23 protein-coding genes and 1 riboswitch are annotated in these 19,859 nt (G+C 41.7%); all 23 genes read left to right on the top strand.

Features of this window, described 5'->3' with window-relative positions:
* The first annotated feature begins 2 nt into the window (after positions 1–2).
* The 23 genes from AB4114_RS11335 (at position 3) to AB4114_RS11445 (ending at position 19,808) form a co-directional block, all read left to right on the top strand.
* Positions 3–317, top strand: a complete 315-nt coding sequence (locus tag AB4114_RS11335; protein ID WP_441988555.1) for a DNA-entry nuclease — start codon at positions 3–5, stop codon at positions 315–317.
* 2 nt (positions 318–319) lie between these two features.
* Positions 320–577 carry a KTSC domain-containing protein gene (locus tag AB4114_RS11340; protein ID WP_441988556.1) on the top strand — a complete coding sequence of 86 codons (258 nt, stop codon included), beginning with the start codon at positions 320–322 and terminating at the stop codon, positions 575–577.
* A complete protein-coding gene (locus tag AB4114_RS11345; RefSeq protein WP_441988557.1) occupies positions 549–794 on the top strand; it encodes a hypothetical protein in 246 nt (81 codons plus the stop codon). Before AB4114_RS11340 ends, AB4114_RS11345 begins: the two co-directional genes overlap by 29 nt.
* Positions 795–919: 125 nt before the next feature.
* A complete protein-coding gene (locus AB4114_RS11350; protein ID WP_441988558.1) occupies positions 920–1,495 on the top strand; it encodes a hypothetical protein in 576 nt (191 codons plus the stop codon).
* A 2-nt stretch (positions 1,496–1,497) separates the two neighbouring features.
* Positions 1,498–2,364, top strand: coding sequence for a hypothetical protein (locus AB4114_RS11355; RefSeq protein WP_441988559.1), 867 nt, complete (start codon positions 1,498–1,500; stop codon positions 2,362–2,364).
* Positions 2,364–4,472, top strand: a complete 2,109-nt coding sequence (locus AB4114_RS11360) for a hypothetical protein (RefSeq protein WP_441988560.1) — start codon at positions 2,364–2,366, stop codon at positions 4,470–4,472. The genes AB4114_RS11355 and AB4114_RS11360 overlap by 1 nt, the downstream gene beginning before the upstream one ends.
* Positions 4,460–6,289 carry an ATP-dependent helicase gene (locus tag AB4114_RS11365; RefSeq protein ID WP_441988561.1) on the top strand — a complete coding sequence of 610 codons (1,830 nt, stop codon included), beginning with the start codon at positions 4,460–4,462 and terminating at the stop codon, positions 6,287–6,289. Before AB4114_RS11360 ends, AB4114_RS11365 begins: the two co-directional genes overlap by 13 nt.
* A 13-nt stretch (positions 6,290–6,302) precedes the next feature.
* Positions 6,303–6,707: a hypothetical protein gene (locus AB4114_RS11370; protein WP_441988562.1), complete on the top strand. Its 405-nt coding sequence runs from the start codon at positions 6,303–6,305 to the stop codon at positions 6,705–6,707.
* 28 nt (positions 6,708–6,735) lie between these two features.
* Entirely contained in the window at positions 6,736–7,368 is a 633-nt protein-coding gene (locus tag AB4114_RS11375; protein WP_441988563.1) for a hypothetical protein, read from the top strand.
* Positions 7,358–7,768, top strand: coding sequence for a hypothetical protein (locus AB4114_RS11380; protein WP_441988564.1), 411 nt, complete (start codon positions 7,358–7,360; stop codon positions 7,766–7,768). Before AB4114_RS11375 ends, AB4114_RS11380 begins: the two co-directional genes overlap by 11 nt.
* Complete coding sequence (locus AB4114_RS11385) at positions 7,765–8,073, top strand: LexA family protein (protein ID WP_441988565.1); 309 nt, start codon at positions 7,765–7,767, stop codon at positions 8,071–8,073. The genes AB4114_RS11380 and AB4114_RS11385 overlap by 4 nt, the downstream gene beginning before the upstream one ends.
* 6 nt (positions 8,074–8,079) lie before the next feature.
* Entirely contained in the window at positions 8,080–8,880 is an 801-nt protein-coding gene (locus tag AB4114_RS11390; RefSeq protein ID WP_441988566.1) for a phage replisome organizer N-terminal domain-containing protein, read from the top strand.
* A 52-nt stretch (positions 8,881–8,932) separates the two neighbouring features.
* Positions 8,933–9,640 (top strand): ATP-binding protein, encoded by a 708-nt coding sequence (locus AB4114_RS11395; RefSeq protein WP_441988567.1) that lies wholly within the window; start codon positions 8,933–8,935, stop codon positions 9,638–9,640.
* An 86-nt stretch (positions 9,641–9,726) separates the two neighbouring features.
* The gene (gene dnaN, locus AB4114_RS11400; protein WP_441988568.1) at positions 9,727–10,809 is read left to right on the top strand and encodes a DNA polymerase III subunit beta; all 1,083 of its coding nucleotides are present in this window, start codon (positions 9,727–9,729) and stop codon (positions 10,807–10,809) included.
* Positions 10,806–11,207: a hypothetical protein gene (locus AB4114_RS11405; RefSeq protein ID WP_441988569.1), complete on the top strand. Its 402-nt coding sequence runs from the start codon at positions 10,806–10,808 to the stop codon at positions 11,205–11,207. Before dnaN ends, AB4114_RS11405 begins: the two co-directional genes overlap by 4 nt.
* A gap of 86 nt (positions 11,208–11,293) precedes the next feature.
* Positions 11,294–13,078, top strand: coding sequence for a DNA cytosine methyltransferase (locus tag AB4114_RS11410; RefSeq protein ID WP_441988570.1), 1,785 nt, complete (start codon positions 11,294–11,296; stop codon positions 13,076–13,078).
* Positions 13,079–13,178: 100 nt separating this feature from the next.
* The gene (locus AB4114_RS11415) at positions 13,179–13,385 is read left to right on the top strand and encodes a helix-turn-helix domain-containing protein (RefSeq protein ID WP_441988571.1); all 207 of its coding nucleotides are present in this window, start codon (positions 13,179–13,181) and stop codon (positions 13,383–13,385) included.
* Between the two features lie 243 nt (positions 13,386–13,628).
* Positions 13,629–13,780, top strand: a riboswitch (FMN riboswitch).
* A gap of 186 nt (positions 13,781–13,966) precedes the next feature.
* Positions 13,967–14,872, top strand: a complete 906-nt coding sequence (locus AB4114_RS11420; protein WP_441988735.1) for a DMT family transporter — start codon at positions 13,967–13,969, stop codon at positions 14,870–14,872.
* 341 nt (positions 14,873–15,213) lie between these two features.
* Complete coding sequence (locus AB4114_RS11425; protein ID WP_441988572.1) at positions 15,214–16,014, top strand: sugar phosphate isomerase/epimerase family protein; 801 nt, start codon at positions 15,214–15,216, stop codon at positions 16,012–16,014.
* Positions 16,015–16,043: 29 nt separating this feature from the next.
* Entirely contained in the window at positions 16,044–17,393 is a 1,350-nt protein-coding gene (locus AB4114_RS11430) for a TrkH family potassium uptake protein (RefSeq protein ID WP_441988573.1), read from the top strand.
* Between the two features lie 231 nt (positions 17,394–17,624).
* A complete protein-coding gene (locus AB4114_RS11435; protein WP_441988574.1) occupies positions 17,625–18,224 on the top strand; it encodes a TerD family protein in 600 nt (199 codons plus the stop codon).
* A gap of 38 nt (positions 18,225–18,262) precedes the next feature.
* Positions 18,263–18,844, top strand: a complete 582-nt coding sequence (locus AB4114_RS11440) for a TerD family protein (RefSeq protein WP_441988575.1) — start codon at positions 18,263–18,265, stop codon at positions 18,842–18,844.
* Positions 18,845–19,061: 217 nt separating this feature from the next.
* Complete coding sequence (locus tag AB4114_RS11445) at positions 19,062–19,808, top strand: TerC family protein (protein WP_441988576.1); 747 nt, start codon at positions 19,062–19,064, stop codon at positions 19,806–19,808.
* Positions 19,809–19,859 lie beyond the last annotated feature (51 nt).

Here is a 19,859-nt window from a genome sequence, read left to right on the forward strand (position 1 = left end):
ATATGAAGCCTATCCGCAGGGGAAATCCAGAGGACGATAGGATAGATGGAATCTGTTACGACAATTCTGGTCGAATGGAGTTTCATCCAGATTTCCATTTTAATCAAGGCAAGCCATTTAAGTTAGATGACCTCATTTATATATGTAAATATCACAAAATTGATGAGCCTCGGACATTAGCCTTTGCAATCGGTAAGACTGAAAAATCTGTTGCAACGATGATTTCCAAGTTAAAAAAAGAGGGCTTATATTTCAAATACCGTGAACTGCCTTACGATCAATGGGAACAGATGACAAAGATTAGGGAGGGAAAATGATCATGGATTTCATTCCAGTAGTATCTTCAAACATTGCCGCAGTTGGCTACGATGCGATTCAAAATATCCTTCATATTCAATTCATCGGTAAAGAAACAACTTACAAATATTATGGCGTACCAGTTGAAACATTTGATGAGATGATGGCAGCTCCCTCAGTAGGCAGCTTTTACGCTCGAAGAATTAAAAAGAATTTTAGATCGCAGGAAGATCCAGAAAGGGGAAATGCAAGTGAAAGCGACAGCCACAATCAATCTTGATGGACAGTCGATTAAGTTGTTAATCGAAGCGAGTAAGTTAGCTTCACGAAAAGCATTGAATGAAAAAGACAGTTACAGGGAAATGCAATATGTAATCTTGGCGGCAACTCTAACCAATAAATTAGCTGAATTTCATGCAGAGGCTAAGGAAGTTTTAACAAAAAGGTACTGTAATGAAGAAAAGCCTGCTATTGGAGTAGCAGACCTTTCAGGGTGAAAATTATTGTTGATGTGAATTATTATACCGCAAAGACGGTGAGGTAAACAATGCAACTTATTGTTAAACACGGTAATTTACGGCATGGATTGTCGAAGACAAGATTCTACAGGATATGGGTAAATATGAAGGATCGATGTACAAATGAAAACAGTAATGCTTACCCAGATTACGGCGGTCGCGGAATAACTATTTGTGATCAATGGACACACTTCAAAAGTTTTATTGACGATATGTATGAATCTTATTTAGCTCATGCGAGTGTTTTCGGTGAAAAAGAAACCTCAATTGAAAGGATCGATAATAACAAGGGCTATTTACCAAGTAACTGTAAATGGGCAACAAGAACTGAACAAAATTACAATACAAGGAATAGCAAAAATAAATATGATCCAACTTTACTGTTTGTTGATGAGACATATATATCAAAGGAAGATGCCTTACAAAAATACGGGATCAACAGAAAAACATTTGCTGACAGATTAGCAAAGGGATGGTCAGTAGAAACAGCATTAAAAACCAAAGTCGGCAAATCGAAAAGAGTTGAAAGGAAATTAATCATATATGGAACAGAAATGTCGATAAGTGAGATTTCTCATAAATTTAATATTAGCAAAAGTGGTATTTATAGGAAGCTTCAAATGGGTTTAACTATAGAAGATTTTCTTCAATCTATACCTGATGATTTGGAGGAATTGTAATTATGAGTGAAATTGTAACTATTCAAGATCCGCAAGAATGGATTCCTGCTAATGTTTCTGATGGTCAGTTGTACGTTAAAGTTAATCAAGCTGTTGGTGTTGTAAAGCTCAGTAACTTGGATGGGCACTTGATGCAATTGGACAATGGCGACTGGGGAATAAGCGCTGAAGGATATAGAGCGTGTAATGTTGTAGCTGGGATCCCGACTATTACACCTGACACAATGAAGCTTCCTGATGGCCGTGAGGTATGCAATCCTTACATTGAATTAGATCCAGCTACCGGAACAGCAGATAAGTTTTGGTCTCATAAAATAACAGTCGGTAAATCTGCCTTAGGTGGATTAGTAGTAAGCTCCGCGACTGTCCTTCTAGATATTCGAGTTCGATTTGCCAGAGAGCTAATGCAAAAAATCGAATCTAACAGAGATGCTGGGAAGTTGTGTATGTCGGAATCTTTGTCAGATGAAGAAAAACGATCAGGAATCTTTATTCCTTTTCAAGGAAGCATAGGTGTTTATGGTCGCCATGATTGCACTGATACAATTCGAGTCATTCAAAATCTGATTTCTAATAAAGAACATGGTGACAAGATCGTTCAGACGCTTGCATGGAAGTCATCAATTAAACAACAGCCAAGCATGCCACCTTCAAAAATCAGAGTAGTCAATGGGTCTGCTAGTGTCTTGGTAGTCGGCTATAAGTTGGATATGTCACTTAATGAGCTAGAGGCTATATCCAAAGAGTATAAGGAAACGGGATTAGTTGAAGGTGCAGAAGTGCTTGAAACAGTGAGCACTACTTCTGAGGATAGTCACGAAAATGCAGAATTCAGTCTTTTATCCACTGAAGGAGGAACACGATTCTAATGATTAAGACCATTCGAACTAAAAATATCAAAGGAAATACCATTGAACAAGCTCTTACCGGTAAGGATATATTCATTGGCCCAAATGGTGCTGGCAAGTCAACCCGGCTGCAAGCAGTGCAGTTAGCCATGGTGGGTTACATACCAGGTAAGGGTAGAACTAATCAAGAGACATTTAAACTGAGCTCCGGTGATGAAATGTCAGCAGGTATAGGCTTAGATAGTTTCTCGTTTGATCGATTGATTACTCGTACGGAGAAGCTAAAGGGTGATGGCTCAAAGGATATCAAATATAGTGAGTCATTGACTGTATCACCAAATAAAGGTGAAAAGAACGCAACCCAAATGAATTCAAGGGTAGTAAGTGAAGTTGGCAGTTTTCCAATTGTGTTCGATTTTCAGCAGTTCCTTGATATGTCTGATACCAAACGTAGAGACTTTATCTATTCATTGTCACCTATAACTAACGATGACTGGGATAAAAATAAAGTGTCAGCACACCTGAGTAAAAAGCTTCTTACACCTGAATTAAAAGGTGCAAATAGGGACTTATACGAAACGACTCATGAACTAATTACTCAGAGCCTAAATGAATGGCCTCTAGGATATGATTTGTCATCCGGTCTTCAGTCCATGCTTGCTTGGGTCGAAACTCAGCAGAGAGCTTGGAATAAGAAACAAGATGATGCAACTGGTGCTGTTCGTGAGCTAGCCGAAATGAAAAATAAACTGGAAGAGACTGATCGCGATATTGTAGCTAAAAAAGATGAAATTAAACAGTTGCGACTGGATCTTACTAATGTTCATGGGCAAATACAAGCTGGGCAGGAAATAAAGCGTCAATGGGATCAAAAGCAAGAACGGATATCCCAGTTGCAGGATGATATCCAGAAGCTTGTTTCGAAGCTTGAAATCCCAGATGAAAATGACTATGAAGTCAGAGTAGAGGATTTAAGATCTCGAATCAAGCAATCGGATATAAGTTCGGAATCTAGCGAGTTTCAAAAAAGAATTAATGCGGCTCGGTTCATCAGAGATGAAAAATTGGCTGAGCTGGATGAAATAAAGGTGAAGGAATCTAAATTAACTGCCGAGCTATATACAATGAACACGGTGCTGAAAAATATTCAGGAAAAAGGCGCAGGCATTTGCGTCATTCATCATCAAATAAGTTGTGATAAAGATTTTTCTAAATTCACGGGGCATGTAACCATGAATGGACCAAAGCTTCAAATCGAACTTGATGAACTAATAAAGAAGCGTATTGAACTGTCATCGGAGATCTCCTTGCTTAAGCAAGAGGAAGACAACTTAGAAACTGGTAAGAGACTGTTACATCAATTATTTATACAGGAATCAAAGGATAATGATCAAATTCGATCCGAAATAGAAAAAATTAGAGTTGCAGCACAAACAGCTCAACAGTCACGCCTAAATGATTCGAACACTCAGCATTTGTTACAGGGTGAATTGATTCGCATTAAGGATGAACCTGCTCCAACTCTTGCTCCACTTGATATACTCCAGCCACAGTTCGCTGCGCTTACTAGTCAAATAAATGAACTGGAACGAGTTATTGAGGAGAAGGAGAAGGCGAAGATTACCCTGCTTAATTCACAGACAGCCATGATAAGTGCTAGTAAAGCACGCTACTATCATGCAGCTTGCAAAAGTATTGCGGAAGCGCTTGGTGCCAAAGGAATACAAGGTGAACTGGTTAAGAGCATTCTTGGCCCCATTGAACGCTCAATCAATCAAAATCTGCTATTAATGGGGAAACAAAATCCAGTGTTCTTTTCAATGGAATCTGAAACAGGTAAAGAAGTTTTTCAATTCGGTTGGGTAAACGGGGAGCGTCAAACGAATTTTGATGTACTTTCAACTGGTGAGCAATTATTATTCTTATCCGCTTTCTTGGTTACTCTTTTGGAACGAGCAAATCCGCCTTTAAAGGTACTTGCGCTTGATAATATCGAGCATCTTGATGAAACGAACCTTTGTAACCTTCTAAGTGGTTTAAATGAAATCTCGCATAAACTGGATAACATCCTCATTGCAGGTGTTGTCAATCCGGTGGAGTCGAGTGGGTGGAAAGTATGGCAACTGTAGATTTAACAAGCGGCCTTAACGATGAGCAAGCTAAAGCAGTATTATCAGAATCGGAACGTATTCTTATGTTAGCTGGAGCAGGTACGGGCAAGACCCGTACCCTCACCCGCCGATTAGCTCATTTAAACCTTAACTGCCGTGTTGGAACATCTTCTATCATCGCAATAACATTTACTCGTGCCGCTGCGAAAGAAATGAAAGAAAGGCTCAAACCACTGATCGGTGAGAGTGAAACGAAGAAATTAGTCTGCTGTACGTTCCATGCTTTGGCTGTTCGAATATTGCAGGAATGGAGTCAACGTTTAGGACTTGATAAACATTTCACGATTTACTCACAAGAGGATCGGGAAGAAATTATTAAAGCTATCCTTACCAAATTCGGATTTAAAACAACCTTTAGTAAAATTCTTGATAAAAGAGATAAAGTGTTCATGTCCGAAGAAGCGTCCGCTTGGAATGAGTATCAATGGCAGCTTAAACGATTCAATGCGGTTGACATCGATAATTTAATCCCAAAGGTAGTTGACCTATTTAGGAATCATGCTGATGTTTCTGAGTACTATCGGAAAATGTGGAAGCATGTATACGTTGATGAGATGCAAGACACAAGCAATGATCAACTACTATTCCTACAACTCCATAACCCGCATAATTTGTTTGTTGTTGGCGACGATTATCAAACCATTTACTCATTCACCGGTGCTAGGGTAAAAAACATCTTGGAGTTTCCGCAAGAGTTCCCAGGTACCGAAACAATAAAACTGGAACACAACTATCGTTCAACAAGGCAGATTGTTGAAGCAGCTAATAACCTGATTAGTCATAACGTGTTCCAAACTGAGAAGACGCTTATTTCCACTCTAGAAGGTCCTGAAGTTGAAATCCTCTCTGTCCAAGATCAAGACATTGAAATGGATATTCTAGTTAGAGGTATCCTGCAAAAAGATCCCAAAGAGAAATATTCTGACTATGCTGTATTGGCCAGAACGAATGCATTAGTAGAGGAAGCGCGGAACTTCTTAAGAAGCAAGGGCATCCCTTGTATGGTTATTAGTAACTCAGATGACCCACTAAAGCAGCCAGATGTGAAAAATTTACTATCATATCTAGATTGGATTTTTAACCCGAAAGATGAATTCGCGTTCAAAAAGGTCCTGCGATTTCCTGAAATGCATCTAAGTGAATTGCAAATCCAAGAAGCTGAAGAAGTTGCGATAAGAAATTCAGAGCCATTATGGCATGCACTTATTCGTTCGGATGATCCTAAGGTTTATCAGTACGGAAGTGATCTTCATAGTATTGCCGAGGATGTACGGGGCTGCTACTTTGCAACAGATGCTTTCCAAATGCTGATCAGAAAGTTAAAGCTGGATGATCATTACGAAGAACGCTTATTACTTAATAGGAAAGAGGACATAAGTAAGGCTCTTACCTACATCTTATATTGGACGGAAAGGCAAGAGAAAGCAGGCGAGGATTACAGCCCTTCAGCGTTCCTTAAGTGGGTAAAGATCAGGGACATTCAAGAGAAGTTCATGGAGGAACGTGACGCTGTTAAGCTCATGACTGTACACGGTAGCAAGGGACTTGAATTCGAGAACGTGTACTTAATTGGCATGAATGAGGGGATATTCCCTAGCCGTAATACACGAGATATGGAAGAAGAGCGGCGGTTGGCATTCGTAGCTGTAACAAGGGCAAAGCGGTTTCTAACCATTACATCATCGAAGATGACTCGTAATTGGGGTAAGACTGAAGAGATGGCACCAAGTCGCTTCATTGCAGAACTTAAATCCAAAGGTAATGAACTGAAATAATAGGAGGAATAAGATGTTCAACTACGTTTTAATCATATCTCAATATTATTACTCTCGACATTTTTTCATCGTAAAGCGACCTTCTGACTTTCTTGATAAAGCAAGGGAATTTGCCAAAGAACTAATGACATACAAGCGGGAAGAAACTAGCACAAGGGAAATGTACTTAGGTGATCTTGATCCTAAATACTCAGGAGATGGAAGTCGGACGCGATTCAATATTAATGATAGCGGAGATATTTATTTACTTCAAAGTGATTATGCGAATAAATTGATGTGGGAAAGTTGGAGTTACAAAGAGGATAGCCGAAGGGAAAGTAGAGGTTTTCAGAAAAAGGAAGTCACACAATCAATTGACAAGCATCACAACTATGACAATGTTGCTGATATTGTAAAAAAGTATTTTGAAATTTCTTGATATCAAAAATGAGAGGAGGTTATGTTAGTTGGAATCGATTAACTTATTCGAGGTTAGCTACCCAGCTGGGATGTGGGGAGACCACCCAGCATATACCATTCTCAAAACGGCCAAATCAGCAGGAGCTGCTAAATACGATGAATTTTTAGATGCGAGCGATTGTTGGGACATTACCTTCATTGATTTCTGCAAGCAAGTAAGGGTTCGTAAAGTTGGAAGTTCGGCACCTCATCTTAAATCTACTCCTTTTGATCATCCAGAGCGGATTGATTTAGTAAATCAATTGATTCGTGAGATTGGTACCAGAGGACGTAAATTCCTTTACTCGAAGAAACATGACAGATTCGCTGCTTTTCATTGGGCTAATGATCGATTGTGGTATACAGACGATTATACTGGCGAGCCTATGTTGATGGAGAACGGTAAAGAAGGAAAGACTCGCGAACAAAAGCACGCTTTCTCACACGGTGGAACCTTATGGGGCTTAGTTAATGACTTTAGAGATTATATCTTTGGGGATGATGATGCAAACCACAATAATGGTTATGGTGGTCTATATTGCCCACACTGGGGTTACCCAGAAGAGGAAATGGAAGCTATAAGAACAGCAGCTGTTGAATTAGGATATCTAAAAATGGAAGTGGCACGACATGAATCTTGATCACTATATATCAGAAATAAAACGTTACAAAGAATTAACAAAGCCTCTCCCTGAAGATAATCCAGGTCCTTTAATGAAAAAAATCGAATACCTTTCAAAATGTTTATACCTCATTGGCGAGGTGTCCGCGGAGTATGACCGCAACTATAAATTACTCCACGTACACCGTGATATTGAGTTTGCAAGGGCTATGGTTGACCCTAAGACACCAAGGCCCAAGAGAGAGAACGCAGAGCTGCTGGTGGCACGTCTGAAGGTCGATGAAGCTGAAGCTTATGGTCTTATGCAAAAATACAGAAATGAATATGATAGCATGCGGGAAAACATTCACATGCTAAAAATGAAGATGAATGTTGGATTCGCAGATGGATCTATCGGTGGGGGAAGGTTTCAATCATGAGTAATAATATGAAAACAGCAATTTTAGAATTCATTCGCAAATACAATCAGGAAAGAGGCTACTCACCGTCTCTTCGCGAGATCGGCAAAGGTGTAGGACTAAAAGCACCATCTTGTGTTTTTAAATATCTAAATATGTTACAGGACGAAGGACTCATTACAAGAATTCGCTTCTCATCACGGGCTCTAGAGGTCATTGGAGAGCGAAACTACACGGATGAAGTAACAGTAGTCGAGAAGCAAGGGAATCTTCCTAGCGTCATTCTATGGCAGGGAAGACGGTATGTATTTGATCCATTGGGGTGATAAAGAGTGTCTGACATCAAGTGGATAAAGCTAAACACGGGTATGTTCGAACATGACAAAATAGATTTTATTGAAAGTCTTCCTGAGGCTGATGCAATAATAATTATATGGATTCGCCTACTGACACTTGCAGGTAGGAGTAACGCTGGTGGATACATTATGTTAACTGAGTCTATACCGTTCACGGACGACATGCTGGCAAACAAGTTCAAGAAAAGTATTAATACAGTAAGATTTGCATTAACAACTTTTCAGAAACTCGGAATGATTTCGATGGATGACGGAGCGATATACGTAAATAATTGGGAAAAGCATCAGAACGTTGAATCCATGGAAAAGGTAAAGGAATATGAAAGAATTCGAAAGGCGAAGCAACGGGCGGCAAAAAAACAACCTCAAATTGAAAATGGGGATATTTTAGGGACATGTCCCGGAAATGTCCCGGACGGTCCCGCTGATGTCCGGTGTATAGATTTAGATTTAGAAATAGATATAGATAAAGAAGAAGATATAAAAGATGTTGCGCCTGTCGACGCCAAATCAAAACGGAAGTATGCTGATTTCGTTTTCTTAACGGATGAAGAGTACCGCAAACTCTCAAACCAGTTGAAAGATGAACTTCAAGACTATTTCATTCGATTTGGAAGTTGGTTGAGTGGACAGACCGCAAGAGTTCAAAAAAGTCGCAGCGCTTATCTAACGATTCTAAACTGGTACCGCGAGGACCTAAAGAAACGGGGTGCAAAAAATTCAGTCAATGGGCGAAGTTCTGAAAAGCATAATTCCGGGGTCGACTACGGGTTCTGAGATCGGTCGACATATCTGCGAGGGTTGCGGAAACGAAGTCGTAATAATTCAGATGCCAATCTTAGGCGGACCAGACAAGGGAAAACTGATCACCAAAAATCGTGGCTGTGTATGCTGGGAGAATGAACAGGCTCGGGAGGTAAAACGGAATCAAAGAGCGCAGAAAATTAAGCATATGGTAGACCGCTATAGCACGATAAATCCAGACTTGGAGAAAGCGAAGTTTGATAACTTTGAAGTAGACACACCAGTTTTAAAAAAATCGTTAGAGCTCTCCATCGAGTATGCACAAGAATTTTCACTCGACAGACCAAAGAACCTGCTATTCGCAGGACTGTATGGTTTAGGTAAATCACATCTTGCCTACTCGATTTGCACGTCTTTGCAAGCAAGGGGATTCTTGGCAATATTTATCTCTGTGCCAAAGCTGCTCACGATCATTAAAAGCACATACAACAAAAGCAGTGAGTTTACAGAGGCTGAACTTTTGGACGTACTATCCAAAGTGKATATTCTCGCCTTTGACGACATCGGAGCAGAGAAAGCAAGAAAGGAAGAAGAAGGCGAGACATGGGCAACGGAAAAATTGTTTGAGATCATCGATGGCAGAAGCGGACGGCATACGATTTACACAACTAATCTAACGTCAGAAGAATTAGCTCGAAAAGTCGGGCAAAGGAACTTTTCACGGATGATGATGAATACGAAGCCTATCAAGTTTGACGGTGAAGACTACAGAATTAAAAATAAGCGGTTTTAGGCAAAAAAGTGAAATGGATACTAAACAGTAATCCAATGCAACGCTACACCCTGAAATAGAACACCAGTTCCCGAGGAGGAAATAATTTGAAAATACAAATTGAACAATCTGTATTAAGTAAGCATTTGGACAATGCAGCTAAGTTTTTACCAAAGAAAGATGTGATTCCAATCCTGTCGCATATTATCCTTTCAGCTAACTCCTCAGGTCTTGAAATTGTTGCGGGGAATTCTGAAACATTCCTGAAGCCAGTAATTAATTCGGAAAACTTAGTAATCATTGAAAGTGGATCAGCAGCAATTCCAGGTAAAGAACTTTCCGAAATTGTGAAAAAGCTATCTGGCTTAATAACTATTGAGACTAGAAAACGTGAAGTTGTGCTCCATACTGATAAATCAGAATACGAATTAGATGTGCTAGATCATGAAGAATACCCTCCATTTCCAATTGTGAACGAGTCATCAATTCGAATGAAAGGTAAGGACTTTAAAGAACTGATTGCCACGACGACATATGCCACTAGTACGAATGAAGCAACGCCTATCCTAACGGGTACATTGTTTGCACAACGAGATGGGTCTCTAAGGATTGTTTCCTGTGATCGTCATCGTCTGGCTCGAATTGATTTTGAAAACGAAGGAGAAAATTTTCAAACCGTTCTACATGGTTCGGTTTTAGTAGAACTTGCCAAGATTCTAGGCGACGATGAATTGGAAATCAGCTTTCACAATGCATTACTCGTGAAATCTAATGAATTCACTTTTTATTCCAGAATCTTAGATGGAAGCTATCCAGAGACGGAAAGACTCATTCCGACTAGCTTCTCAACAGAGATGACCGTTAATAAGCGTGATATTACTGAGGCACTGGAAAGAGTGCTAATTGTAGCAAAAGAGAACAAGTCAAATCTAGTTAAACTAAACCTTAGTAAAGATGGGATTGTGATCGAATCTAAGGAACAAAAAAAGCGTGCAAAAGAAACCGTTGATGTAAAAAAATACATCGGCAATGCATTGACTGTTAATTGCAATGGAAAATACCTTGCTGATGCACTTAAAGCAATTGGGACTATGGAAATCGAGCTTTGTTTGAATGACCAGATGGAACCGATTATTGTTCGTGGCAAGGATGAGTTATCCCTACACCTAATACTTCCATATCGAACATGAAGACGATCATTTTAAAGATACATGCCATTCCCCCATCACTTAACGTTATCGAGCGTATGCATCATTTTGCCCGACAGAAGGCTAAGAATCAATGGGAAGAAGAAGTAGGTTGGGAAGCGAAAGCACAAAAAGTTATACCAGCAAAGCCGCTCATTAAATGTAAAGTTCAACTGATCTACCACTTCCGAGATAACCGAGGTCGGGACCCAGATAACTATGCTGGTAAGTGGACACTTGATGGATTAAGGAAAATCGGAATCATTGCCAATGATACATTCAATCACATTGATCTAAAGGCTGTTCTAGGTGAACCCAATAAGAAGAGCCCACATATGGAAGTAGTCATTGAATACGAGGGGAATGAAACAGTTGACACAACAACAAGAACTGAATCCTGAATTTGAAGAAGATGAAAACCAAGTTACCTTATCAATTGTTGACGATGTCTTTAAAATACCATCTTGTTATCCGGGGGATTGATTAATTGAAAACTGAATATACAGCAGCATTTTTATTCGGAGGAATTGGTGGAGGAAGTTTAGGCTTCTCAGGTTCTAGAGCAGAATACATGGGTAAAATCGCAAAGTTCAGGTCGTTGTGCAGCATAGATTCAGATCCTGTTGTTTGCAAAAATTACGAAGCAATTACGGGCGGAAAAGCAGTGCAGATGGATTTGTTTGATCGGCAGCAATATACAGACTTCTACGGAAATGAACCACCTAAAGAGTGGCAGGAAGCTTCTCCTTGGGACATATGGAAGGCTTTTGGCGAACAAGTCCCAGATGTAATATTCACTTCTCCACCTTGTAAGGGATTCAGTGGCTTATTACCTGAGAAGTCAGCAAGTAGCAAGAAATATCAAGCCCTTAACTTGTTGACGATCCGCGGCATCGATATCTCACTAGCGGCTTGCAGGGATTATGGAGGGGAGCTTCCAGCGTTATTTTTACTCGAAAATGTACCTCGAATAATGACGCGAGGCAAAAAGATTCTCCAACTCATCAAAGCAACGTTAAGGAAATACGGATATCTGGTTAACGACGAAACTCATGATTGCGGTGAGATTGGAGGTTTAGGGCAGCACCGAAAAAGGTATCTCCTGATTGCAAGGAATGAAAAAAGGATGCCTGCCTTTATATATAAACCTGAAATTAAGCCACTCAAGACAATTGGAGATGTAATTGGACTGTTACCTTTACCTGGAGACGAAATTAATGGAGGTCCGATGCATAGGGTTCCAATGCTTCAACGTAAGACGTGGGAGCGATTAGCATTTATCCCCGCTGGCGGAGATTGGCGGGACCTTGAGAAAGTTGAGTTTGAAAAATATAGATTAGAGCATTCACCACGAGCTGGTGCTTGGGCGGTTGATGATTGGGATAAAACGGGAAGGACGGTCACTGGCGGCGCTGGAGTAGGTAGAAGCAATGGACTGTCAGCAGTCAATGATCCAAGAACAGGTTTTAAGAGCGGCACTCATGCATCAATATATCGTGTGTCAAAGAATGACGAGCCAGCACCAACCGTAACAGGTGCTATGAGACCTAATAATGGATCGCTTTGTGTAGGTGATCCAAGGTTAAGTGAAAGAGAAAGCAGGCACCCTGGAGTGTACCGTATCGTGAGGGCTGACGAAACGTCCCCTTGTGTAACTGGAACTAGGTTTGGAAGTGGTGCCATAGCCGTAGCTGATCCAATGCTTAATGCTCGAAGTCAACGATATCCCGGTACTTATCGGGTCGAGGATTGGAATGAAGCTTCAAATACAATTCTCGGTCAAACAGATATTCAATGTGGAGCACCATCCATAAATGATCCTCGACTAGGCTGTTCTCCCCGAGCTGGATCATACGGAGTTCAGAAATGGGATGAACCAGCAACTACTGTAACAGGTTCTGGGGATGTTCATTCAGGAAGTACAGCTATCGCAGACCCTCGCATTCCTGATCACAATGAGAGATGCGTGATGGTCATAATCTCAGAAGATGGAACGTGGCATCGTCCGATGACTACATATGAGCTTGGAGCACTTCAAGGGTTCCCTAGCCATTTGCCTGATGGCAGGCCATTTCAATTAGAAGGTTGTAGCGATGCTAAAGCTCGCGAATACGTGGGCAACGCGGTTCCACCGGATGCAGCTGAAGGAATGGCAAATGTGATCCTTATGGCAATGGTGATGTCTGATGCAGGGATATCATTCACTTTTAGTCATCAGGAAGTATGGGTTGTTCCACAAGGTGAAAGTCCAGAATCAGCCATTATACATTAATTTATCAAAATAACATTTGTTGAAATAAAGGTAATTATACAAGCACTTAAAAGCATTAGATAATACAAGATAACCATTAACGGAGATAAGAGGTGATATTTTGTTTACAAAAAATAAGGAAGACTTACCTTTGGTGTTAGAAGCTAAGGACATTCAAAGTATTTTATCCATCGGCAGGCGACAGACATATGAATTACTTGAAAAACCACCATTTCATGTTGAACGAATTGGTAAGCGCGGAATCATAAAAGTATCTAGAGAAACGTTTTTTAATTGGCTCGAAGGTGGAACGAAGCAGGGATTATAAATCCTTGCTTTTTTTGTTTTTCTGGTGATAAGATAGCATTCAAATGTAGCGTTTCTTTGGTTGAAAATCTGGTAGGATTATGGTTGGAACCGTGGTAGGATTTTGGTAGGATACTTGATGAAGTTTATAGGAAACAAGGGATCATCAACGGAAACTGAGAACTGATGAAAACTCAGTAATATCAAGGGTTTAGGTAACGATATGAACACCAAAGGAAACTAAAAGAACCTACAAATAACGAATATGAACCTTCGGGGCAGGGTGCAATTCCCTACCGGCGGTGAGGATACATGCATGCGTGTATCTCCAGCCCGCGACTCTCAGCCAGTAATGGCTGGGACTGATTTGGTGTGATTCCAAGGCCGACGGTATAGTCCGGATGAGAGAAGGTGAAGAACAAACTTGTTAAATTTCATCATTTAACAGGTCTGTTTGTCAATGCCCCCGCCATTATCATGAGCGGGGGCATTGTTCTTCGAGAAGGTTCAATTCAAACCGTTATTTAGGAGGTTTTTGAATTGGAAAATGCATTTAAGTTTGGAAATAAGGGCGCGACTCTTCAACCCACACGTACGAGTGGTATGAGGGGGATCTGGTATGTCGCTCTTGGCGCAACCCTGTGGGGACTGGATCCTCTGTTTCGCATCTTGTTACTGAAAAGCTTTACCTCGGCGCAAATCGTATTCATCGAACATGTTCTATTGGCCATTTACGCTGTGCCCGTATTGATGAAGTATCGTCGTACGTTAACAGGTAAGCTTTCGCTTGCTGTTATTGGAGTTCTGCTGTTCATTTCGTGGGGTGGATCGGCCATTGCCACCATTCTATTTACCGCGGCTTTCTCTCAAGGCAGCGCCAATGCGATCTTGCTTCTACAGAAATTACAGCCCTTATTCGCAATTATCCTAGCTCGTGTGCTGCTCAAAGAGACGTTGCCGTCGAAGTTTTTCGCCTATATCGGGGTGGCCCTGTTAGGTACCTATCTGTTGACGTTCGGCCTCGGGTTACCTGGTATGGGTTTGAAGGATTTAGGTACAATAAGCTGCTTATTTTCCATATTGGCGGCTGTTTTGTGGGGCGGCTCCACGGTGATGGGGAAATTCCTGCTTCAGAAAAAGTTGAATTTCCCTGTCGTGACCTCACTTCGCTTCTTGCTGGCACTTCCACTTCTGACGATTGTTCTGTTAGCAAGTGGTGACCATTGGGGATTGAACGGATCGAGCAGTGAGTTGACGATAATCGCGGTAAACCTGCTGTTCCAAGCCTTTTTCCCAGGATTGCTCAGCATGCTGCTTTATTATAAAGGCTTGTCCACCACCAAAGCGTTCTTTGCGACGTTAGCTGAACTTGCATTCCCAGCAGTTGGGGTCTGTATGAACTGGCTTGTATTTGGTCAAAAGCTGACGATAGGTCAGCTGCTTGGGTTTATACTTATCTGGTTGACGCTATGGTTTATGAGTCGTAACAATAGGAATGTGACAGCTTGATACCTCCGACATCCTGCTCATGGCTAACGGCCACAGGAGCTTCTATTAAACCGGAAAGTACGAAATAAGAAAACTAACGGACAGAGAAGACGTTAATCTATGAAATATGCCATTATATGGGGTATCATTGCCATAATAGCGGCTCCTGCGTCCGTTAGCTCCTAAAAAGAACTACTTTGACCGCAATAGCGTCAATCATGTCCGTTAGGACATTGCAACTAGCAGCACCAATGAGATCATCCCTTACACAAGGCTGCTAGAGGTCCGAAAATTGCACTAGTCAAATAATGTAAGATGATTTAAGCTTGACTCATTGATTGTGTTGAGGAGGGCTATGAAAGATGGAAATCAAATTATTTAAAGCATTGTGGGGCATGGAAGGCTCGCTAGAATCCCAATTTGAACGAATTGCAGCAGCGGGTTATGTGGGAATTGAGGCACCGATGCCGACACTTGCCGATGAAGATCGCTTCCGAAAGCTGTTGGAAGCCAATCAATTGGACTATATTTCCATGGTGTTTACCGCTGGACCTGACCATATCGCTTCTTTTGCTGAGCAAGTGGCACGGGCGGTTTCATTTCGTCCCGTTAGCATTACATCCCACAGCGCCAAGGATTCGATGCCTTTTGAAGAGCAAGTTGAATTCTTTCGTGAAGCGGCTGAAATTGAGAAAAGATACGGGATTGCGATCGGTCATGAAACGCATCGCGGCAGAGCCTTGTATAATCCATGGGAAACAGGCAGACTGCTAGATGCCGTGCCTGGGATCAACCTAACAGCCGATTACAGCCACTGGTGCTGTGTAGCCGAGACAACCTTAGAGAATGAAGAGGAGAATTTGCATAAAACCTTTTCCCGTGTCCAGCATATTCATGGCCGAGTAGGCTATGCACAAGGACCTCAAGTGCCAGATCCAAGAGCACCGGAGTATGCAAACGAATTGCAGAGGCACATGAGCTGGTGGGATAGCATCGTACAAGCGAAGCAGGAGGCAGGACTAACGACAATCACCTTTACGCCAGAGTTTGGGCCCCCAGGGTATTTGCACACCTTGCCATTCACCAACCAACCTGTTGCAGATTTATGGGAAGTTTGCCTTTGGATGGGAGAACATTTCAAAGGACAATATAAGAGTATCTAATCTTATTACTCTCAGTTGAAGGTATAATCATGCTCAATAAACTAAAGAAAATGCCAGCATCAAGACATATTGTTATCGCTTATGTGATTGGTATTTTTCTAATTGCTATTCTTCTTAAATTACCTATTAGTTTAAAACCGGGCGCCACGATCTCTTTCGTGGACGCCCTCTTTACATCTGTTAGTGCAGTCAGCGTGACAGGTCTGACGACGGTTGGTATCACGGATACGCTTAGCAATTTCGGTATTGGCGTACTTATCGTTGCTTTTCAATTCGGTGGGATCGGCGTCATGACATTGGGGAGCTTCTATTGGCTATTGTTCTGTCAGGAAATCGGATTGCTGCAGCGAAAGATGATTATGATTGACCAGAATCGCCACCATTTATCTGGATTGGTTCAGTTAATGCAGCTAGTGTTGGGCTTTACGCTGATTCTAGAGGCGATTAGTACATTGGCATTTGGCTTGTATTTTTATTTTACTGGTGAATACGGGTCGATTGGGAAAGCAGTGTATTATGGGATGTTTCATACCATTTCCGCATTTACGAATGCTGGATTTGATCTATTCGGCAACTCCTTGCTGAATTATTCGAGTGATTATTTCGTTCAGGCGCTTACGATATTCCTGATTGTATTAGGCGGGATTGGGTTCCCTGTCGTGGCTGAGTTGCGAGAATATTGGTGGGGCGGGCATAAGAATTTCCGTTTCTCCCTTTTTACCAAGCTGACCCTCGTGACGACATCGGTGTTGCTACTGTTCGGAACGATCGGCTTCTGGTTGACGGAGCGAACACATGCGTTGGCAGGGATGAGCTGGCATGGGAAAATAATCACCGCACTCTTCACATCCGTCACATCGCGCAGCGCTGGACTTACAACGATTGATATGTCTACCATTACAGAGGCAAGCTTATTGCTTGTTTCTATCTTAATGTTTGTTGGGGCAAGCCCATCCTCTATGGGGGGCGGTGTTCGAACAACGACCGTAGCCGTTATTGTCCTTGCCCTTATTGCTTATGCGCGCGGGGAGAAAGAACCGAAGGTATTCAGTCGGATGATAAGCCAAGAGGACTCACTCAAAAGCTTTGTGTTTTTCCTAACGGGTATAGCACTGCTTCTCGGAGGGATCTTCGTCCTGCTGATAGCTGAACCTAACCGTTGGGGAGTGTCTGCGATCCTATTCGAGGTGGCGTCTGCGTTCGGCACGTGTGGTTTATCCACGGGAATTACCGCAGATCTTGGTACCGCTAGCAAAATCTCACTCGTCGTGCTCATGTTCATTGGACGCATCGGATTGTTCTTGTTTTACTCCCTGTTTACCAATGGGAAAAAGAAACCGGTCATCCGGTACCCAGAGGAGAAGCTCATCATTGGATGATTAGCCTTCCAGTGGAAAATTATTGAATACCATAAGTTGTAAAATGTTATAATAAGATAAAACGCAGCCTAGGAGGATCCTGTGGCTGTTTTTCTTTTGAATTCTGGGGGATTTTGACTACAGGAGTCGAATTCACAAATAATTTACCCAGGAAAGTGAAACGTGTTTTAATTTTATGCGTATCAGATAAGGGAGTTCACTAAAACAGGTAAGCGAAGGGAGGTGACCTCGTTGACAATCAGTTTAGTCAAAGGTCAGAAGATTGATTTAACAAAAGGTAACGCAGGTCTTTCTAAAGTTGCGGTTGGATTGGGTTGGGATCCTGCTGTTGTTGAGAAAAAGGGGTTCTTCGGTACTAAGAAATCGACAGTTGAGATCGATTGTGATGCTTCCGCAATTCTATTGGATGAAAAGGGAAGAATCACGAATCAGAAACATGTGATTTATTTTGCTAATCTACAAAGCCCTGATGGTTCTGTCGTTCACTCTGGTGACAACCGTACCGGAGAAGGCGATGGTGACGATGAGACGATTGCTATTCAATTAGGACAAGTTCCTGCGGATGTGAATAAAATTGTTTTCGTCGTCAATATTTATGACTGTGTGAATAGAAAACAAGATTTCGGTCTCATTCAATCAGCATATATCCGTGTATTGAATGGTTCTAATCAACAAGAGTTGGTTAAGTTTAACTTAACTGATGACTATTCAGGCAAATCATCCCTTATTGTTGGTGAAATTTACCGACATAGCGGCGAATGGAAATTCAGTGCAATTGGTGAAGGTAGCACAGACACAACCATTGGACAATTGGTCAAAAGATATCAGTAATGGCTCAGCCAAATCCTATATAAAGAGAGGTATTTCCCATGTCTATTTCATTATCTAAAGGTCAGAAAGTCGATTTAACGAAAACAAACCCAGGCTTGACGAAAGTTATCGTTGGCTTAGGATGGGACACGAACAAATATGATGGCGGTAAGGATTTCGACTTGGATGCTTCCATTTTTGCAGCGAATGCTGCTGGTAAAGTTGCCAATGAATCTGATTTCATTTTCTACAACAACACTAAAAATGCGAATGGTTCCATCGAGCACAAAGGTGACAATCGTACGGGTGAAGGGGATGGCGACGATGAAGTTATCGTCATTGATCTAAGCGCAGTTCCAGCAACAACAGAGAAAATTGCATTCTGCATCACGATTCACGATGCGGAAGCAAGAGCGCAAAACTTTGGACAAGTTTCCAATGCTTATGTGCGTGTGCTAAATGAGGGATCTGGCGCGGAATTAATTCGTTTCGATCTTGGCGAGGATTTCTCCATTGAAACAGGTGTTGTTATCGGTGAACTTTACCGTAACAACGGTGAGTGGAAATTTAGTGCAATCGGCAGCGGTTATAAAGACGGACTAGCAGGTTTGGCACGTGATTATGGTTTGCAAACTTCCTAATAAGAAGTCTAATGGAATAGGGTGGTGCTTTCTGGAGCATCACCTCCCTACTCTTCTTAATCAATTCAACTCGAGAAATGGTGTTCACTTGACCAGCTTTGTTGCGTTATGGATTGGAATTCAATGATCCGAGTAGACGAATTGTGTAATCGGTGAATGAGATAGATGAGGAAGATCGCGTAAGGATGAATAGCAATTAAACAGGGGGTCCATCTTAATGTCAGACTTTTTCCAAAGCTTTGTAGATAATTTTATGAATTTCTTTAGTTGGGACGTACTCTCGTCAACACTAACTGATCCCGTAAACTGGGGGATTATCGGTACACTCGTCCTTCTCGAAGGATTACTTTCTGCAGATAATGCGCTAGTACTTGCTGTAATGGTTAAGCATTTGCCTAAGGAACAGCAGAAGCGAGCTTTATTTTATGGTTTATTAGGAGCCTACATATTTAGGTTTATCGCCATTGGTGTGGGTACGTTCTTAGTACAGATTACCTGGATTAAGGTAGCCGGTGGGTTGTATCTCCTTTGGATTGCTTATAGTAACCTCTTCATGAAGAAGCATGGCGACGAAGGCGGGGAAGTCAAGAATAAAGGTCTTTCCTTCTGGCGTACCGTTCTTGCCGTAGAAATCATGGATATCGCGTTCAGTGTCGATAGCGTTCTTGCCGCATTTGGTGTGAGCGACAAGGTGTGGGTATTGTTCTTAGGTGGTATCTTAGGCGTCCTCATGATGAGAGGCGTGGCGCAAGTCTTCTTGAAGCTCATTGACAAGATCCCGGAACTGGAGAGAACAGCGTTTATCTTAATTATCGTTATCGGTCTTAAAATGATTGCTGGAGCATTCGGCTTCCACATCTCACATGTGATCTTCTTCTCCGTCATTATTGCCTTGTTCGGAGGAACGATCATTCTTAGCATGCTTCGTAAAAAGAACAAGTCTGGATCCGTAAAAGAATCTTAAATTTAATCTTACGAGTAACCAATGGGCAATCCCTCCGCTAAGGAGGGATTT

Origin of the sequence: Paenibacillus sp. 2RAB27 (genome assembly GCF_052115445.1) — a bacterium.
Classification (GTDB): Bacteria; Bacillota; Bacilli; order Paenibacillales; family NBRC-103111; genus Paenibacillus_E.